The organism is Brachybacterium sp. SW0106-09 (assembly GCF_001293905.1).
GTDB classification, from domain to species: Bacteria; Actinomycetota; Actinomycetes; order Actinomycetales; family Dermabacteraceae; genus Brachybacterium; species Brachybacterium conglomeratum.
In genome coordinates this window covers 1-4,729 of record NZ_BCAK01000047.1, presented here as the reverse complement: position 1 = coordinate 4,729, position 4,729 = coordinate 1, and the positions used below count along the sequence as shown (strand labels likewise).

Below are 4,729 nucleotides of genomic sequence, written 5' to 3'. Positions count from 1 at the left end.
GTGCACTGACCGCTTGACACCGCCATATAGGCGTAGTGGAACGCCATGCGCCATCTGCAGACCATGCACCGCGGCCAGCGCATGCGGTGCCCGTGCGAGCGAGCCGCCTCGCTTCAGGCCAGGTCGGCGAGCTTCTCGAAGCGCTCGAGGCGCTCGCGGTAGTAGTCCTGGTGGGCGAGCACCGGCTCGACCCGGGCGAGCACCGGCGCCTCGGCGACGGGGATCTCGGGCGCGGCCTGCTCGAGGGCCATCACGGCCGCGCCGCGCATGGTCGAGCGGGAGACGGCGACGTGGTCGATCGGCATGGCGAGCGCGTCGGAGAGCAGGTGCAGCCAGCCGGGGATCGCCCCGGTCATGCCGCCCGAGAGCACGATCCGCTCGGGCTCGCCGCCGGCCTCGCGCATCTGGTCGGCGATGCGCAGGAACGACAGAGCCACGCCCTCCATCGCGCCGAGCAGCATGTCCTTCCAGGTGGTGGAGGCGCCGACGTTCGCGAACATCGCCCGGGAGGAGCCGCGCCACTTCGTGCCGCGCTCTCCGGAGAAGAACGGGATCACCAGCGGGGTGCCGGCCGAGGGCGGGCCGGAGAACAGGGTCGCGGTGTCGGTCGCGTCGATGTCGAAGGGCATCGCGAGCTCGTTGCGGCACCAGTCCAGCACGCGCCCGCAGTCGCTCATCGCGGAGCCGACGAGGGTGCGACGCTGGTCCACGCGGTACGCCCACAGCCCGGAGGGGAGGGCGGGGATGTCGGTGTCCAGGAGCTGGCGGATCGCACCGGAGGTCGCGGTGGAGATGCCCCAGGTGCCGGTCCCGAGCGCGCCGATGCCGAGGTTCGCAGCGAGGCCGTCGCCGATCACGGGCAGCCACACGGCTTCTGCCAGCTGCGGGAACTCGGCGGCCAGCGGGGTGCCGGCGACGGGCAGCGCGTCGTCGGGGTCGATCGCGAGGCCCATCGCGGCCTCGTCCACGCCCACGGCGTCGAGCAGCTCGGGCACGTACTGCCCGGTGCGCCTGTCGATCATGCCGGACCAGGCTGCGGAGGCGGTGCCGAGCGCGGGCGTGCCCAGCAGCTTGAAGGCCACGTACTCGCCGAGCGCCATGAACCGCTCGGTGCGGGCGAAGACCTCGGGGTGCTCCTTGCGCAGCCACAGCAGCCGCGGCGCGGTGTAGGAGGAGTGGAGGCGGGCGCCGGTGCGCTCGTGCAGGGCGTCGACGTCGATCCGGGAGGCGAGCTCGCCCACCTGGGCGTGGCAGCGGGTGTCTGCGTAGGTGATGCACGGGGTCAGCGCGTTGCCGGCCGTGTCGACCGCGATCAGCGAGGAGGCGAAGGTGTCGAAGCCGATCGCGCGCACGTCGCCGGGCAGCTCGCCGTGACCGAGCACGGCGGAGAGCGCGGTGCGGATCTCCGCGACGATCTGGTCGGCGTCGATCGTGCTGGTGCCGTCGTCGTCGACCGTGAAGGCGTGGATCTCCTTGTGCTGGAGCTTGCCGACCTCGCGGCCCGAGGCGTCGTACACGGCGGCGCGGGTGCCGCCCGAGCCGATGTCGATCCCGACGACCAGGGGTCCCTGGGCGTCCTCGGCCGGGATGTTGAAGCGGGGCATGGATGATCTCCTGCGGTCGTCGGGGCCTGCGCGTGCGAGCACGACGGTCCGGGCGGTCGTACCGGGGCGCAGGGGGTTCCGGCCAGCATACGAGGCCCTCGCACGAGGCCGACGGGCTCGCCACGGGTTGCCACCTGCCGGCTGTCGATCTCCCGCACTCGCCGCCCTCCTCGTCGGTTCGTCGTGGAGGGCCCGGCAGAAAGGGGATTCCAGCGGCACGGTGAAGAGCTCAGCTCCGCACCGTTCCGCTGGAGTCCCTTCTGTGCAGACGGCGCTCGGTCGCGGCCGGTCGGGACGGCGGAGGCTCGGCTACTCCAGCACGGACTGCCCCAGGAACTCGCCCTCGGCGCAGCCGGGCGGGATCGCGAACACGGCCGAGCCGATCGGGGTGGTCCACTGGTTCAGCAGGTCCAGCTCGTCCAGGCGGCGAGGTGGTCCCCGCCGGGCTCGAGCACGAGCTCGCCGCCGTCGGGGATGGGGAAGCCGCCCTCCTTCTTCTGCATGCTCATGCCGCCGGAGCCGTCGCCCATGGTCTCGTGGAGCTCGACCATCCCGGCCGACGGGGTGCTCGCCGAGATCAGCTGCAGAGCGCGGCCGGTCGCATTGGTGAGGGTGCCGAAGGCGGAGGTCATGCCCTCCTCGGCGGCCTTCACCCACGGGTCGACGAGGGTGAGCCCCTCGGCGCTCGTGCCGCCGCCGTCCGAGGCGGCGCCACCCGCCTCGGAGCCGTCGGAGGGGTCGGAGCTGCAGGCGGCGAGCGGCAGGAGCAGCGCCGCGGCCAGGGCGGCCCGGCGGGTGGGACGGGCGAGGGAGGGCAGGAGGGAATGCTGGGACAGGGAATGCTGAGACATGGAAGGTCCTCTCGAAGGGCCGACGGTCCGCGGCGCAGGGGCGTGCGGGCAGCGGTCGGCGCTGACCCGTGCGGCAGGCGTGCCGGACGGGTGATGGTCGATCGGGGCGGGCCCGAGCGGGCGCGTCGGTGCGCGGTCGTCACGCGCGGGGCGGTCGGCATCGGACGCCGTGCCGCCGGGCGCGAGGGCACCGGGCATCGTGCCGCGGGGAGGCGAGGTCCCGGGCGCTTGGGCGCCGGGCGCTGCCGGACGACGAAGGGCGTCGTCCCTGCTCAGGCCGCGAGGACCACCGGAGGGCCCCGGCGCAGCTGCGGGGTGAGGACGGCACGCTGGGCATGCAGGAGATGGGGTGCCGTGGGCAGGGGCCGGGCCGGCCGCTCGGGCACCAGCAGCGTGATCAGCAGCAGCAGCAGCGGCGGATGCGCGAGCACCGCGAGGACCGTCAGTGCCAGGCGCGCGCAGCGCATCAGCACCGACTCGCCGTGCTGCAGCAGCACCGCGGTCACCATCGCGGCGAGCACGTGCAGCAGGAGCATCCGCAGATCGGAGTGGCTGCCGTGCAGGGCATGGTCGACGACCGACGCGACCCCCTCGCCGCCGTCGCCGTGAGCGCCGTGCCCGACGACGCCTCCGGCGCCGTGCCCTGCGTGGCCCGCGCCGTGGCCCAGATGGGAGCCCGGCGGGTCCACGAGGGCCCGCCCCGGGTCACCGGGCGTGCCCGCGCTGAACAGTCCGTGGAACAGCGCCTGGCTGGCCAGCACCGCGACTCCCATCCGGGCCAGGGAGAAGTGCGTGCCCGCCAGCAGCGTGCACACGGCGACCGCGAGCCACCAGGGCACGAGGATCCCGAGCCAGGCCGGCATCGCCCCGCCGCCCGTGAGGTGGCCGCCGAGCGCGACGGCGGTCGCGATCGAGGCGGCGGTGCCTCCGCGCACGAGGCGCAGCGGCGAGCGGGAGGCGGACATGTCGCCATTCTGCCCCGTCGGGCCGTGCGGCGCGGCGCGAGATGCCCCTCGTCGGTGCGACCGGCCGGGGCCCGCGCGTACTACGTGGCGTGGGACGGCACCACCATCACCGGCCCCTCGGCGTGCTGGAGCAGGCCACGGGAGACCGAGCCGAGCAGGGTGCTGGTCGCGCGCCCGTGCCCGCGGGTGCCGACGACGGTGAGCTGCGCATCGGTCGACTCCGCGATCAGCAGCCGTACGGGGTCGCCGACCAGGACCTCGCTGGTGATCGTGAGCTCGGGGTGCTCCGTGCGACGCTGCGCCAGGCCCCGTTCGAGCCCGGTCGCGGCCCGTGAGCGATGGGTCTCGACCACGTCGGGGTCCGGGAGCCAGGCCGCATAGGAGCCGCCCCAGTCCTCCAGGGACGGGATCACCATGAGCACGCGCAGCGAGGTGCCGCGGGACAGCGCCGCCTGCGCGGCCACGTCCAGCGCGGCCTCGGCCCGGGCGGAGCCGTCGGTGCCCACGGTCACGGGGGCGTCCTCCTCGATGGGCTCGAAGCGGTGCGCGCCCTCGCCGAGCTCGTAGCCGCGATTCACCACGACGGTGGGGCAGTGCGCATGGGCGGGGAGCGCGGCGGAGACCGAGCCGAGCAGCCGGCCGAGGAAGCCGCCGCGTCCGCGCGCGCCGACGACGGCCACAGCGGCCTGGGCCGACAGCTTCACGAGCACGCCCGCGGCATCGCCCCATTCGGCGCGCAGGTCGACGGCTCCGCTGTAGTCGCGCAGGTGCTCCCGCGCCTCGTCGAGCAGCTCGCGGGCGGCGTTCAGCCGCGCGACCTCGGCCGGGACGACCGGGGTGAGCGCCGCCTCGGCGTAGGCCATGGTCGGCACGGTGTAGGCGGTGACCACGGTGAGCGGCAGATCCTGGCGCAGCGCGGCGCGGGCGGCGTAGTGCAGCGCCTGGACGGCCTGCTCGGAGCCGTCGTAGCCGATCAGCACACCGAGCGGCCGGTCCCCGTCCAGCGAGGTGCCGGGCGCGTCGGAGGCGCCGGGCGCCGGGGCGGCGTCGGTCGGTGCAGAGGTGTCGGCGGGGCTGGTCCGGGCGGGCTGGGCGGTGACGTCGTCGTCGGGCATCTCGACCTCCTGGGCCGGGGGCTCCCTGGGCCGACGGGGCCGCCCCCGTGGGTCTCCTCCGCCGGTGCGTCGATCCTAGTCGCGGCCGGACCCGCCCGCGCGGGGCCGAGGTCCCGCGGCGGGGGCGAGCGCCGCGGTCGGGCATCTTCGGGTCCGCCCGTTACCTTGTGAGCACCCCGATGGACGGGGTTCTG

General features: G+C 74.9%; 4 protein-coding genes. All 4 read right to left on the bottom strand.

Annotated elements, in window-relative coordinates:
• Window positions 1–113: 113 nt before the first annotated feature.
• Window positions 114–1,604, bottom strand: a complete 1,491-nt coding sequence (locus Y09_RS13965; RefSeq protein ID WP_053918280.1) for a gluconokinase — start codon at window positions 1,602–1,604, stop codon at window positions 114–116.
• Between the two features lie 401 nt (window positions 1,605–2,005).
• Window positions 2,006–2,236, bottom strand: coding sequence for a copper chaperone PCu(A)C (locus Y09_RS17985; RefSeq protein ID WP_234695747.1), 231 nt, complete (start codon window positions 2,234–2,236; stop codon window positions 2,006–2,008).
• A gap of 491 nt (window positions 2,237–2,727) precedes the next feature.
• The gene (locus Y09_RS13955) at window positions 2,728–3,420 is read right to left on the bottom strand and encodes a hypothetical protein (protein ID WP_053918279.1); all 693 of its coding nucleotides are present in this window, start codon (window positions 3,418–3,420) and stop codon (window positions 2,728–2,730) included.
• Between the two features lie 80 nt (window positions 3,421–3,500).
• On the bottom strand, window positions 3,501–4,535 hold the full coding sequence (locus Y09_RS13950) for a universal stress protein (protein ID WP_053918278.1): 1,035 nt from the start codon (window positions 4,533–4,535) through the stop codon (window positions 3,501–3,503).
• Between the last annotated feature and the right edge of the window lie 194 nt (window positions 4,536–4,729).

Excerpts from the sequence above, each read along its gene's own strand:
- Y09_RS13965 (WP_053918280.1), bottom strand. The coding sequence starts at position 1,604 with ATGCCCCGCTTCAACATCCCGGCCGAGGACGCCCAGGGACCCCTGGTC.
- Y09_RS13955 (WP_053918279.1), bottom strand. The coding sequence starts at position 3,420 with ATGTCCGCCTCCCGCTCGCCGCTGCGCCTCGTGCGCGGAGGCACCGCC.
- Y09_RS17985 (WP_234695747.1), bottom strand. The coding sequence starts at position 2,236 with ATGACCTCCGCCTTCGGCACCCTCACCAATGCGACCGGCCGCGCTCTG.
- Y09_RS13950 (WP_053918278.1), bottom strand. The coding sequence starts at position 4,535 with ATGCCCGACGACGACGTCACCGCCCAGCCCGCCCGGACCAGCCCCGCC.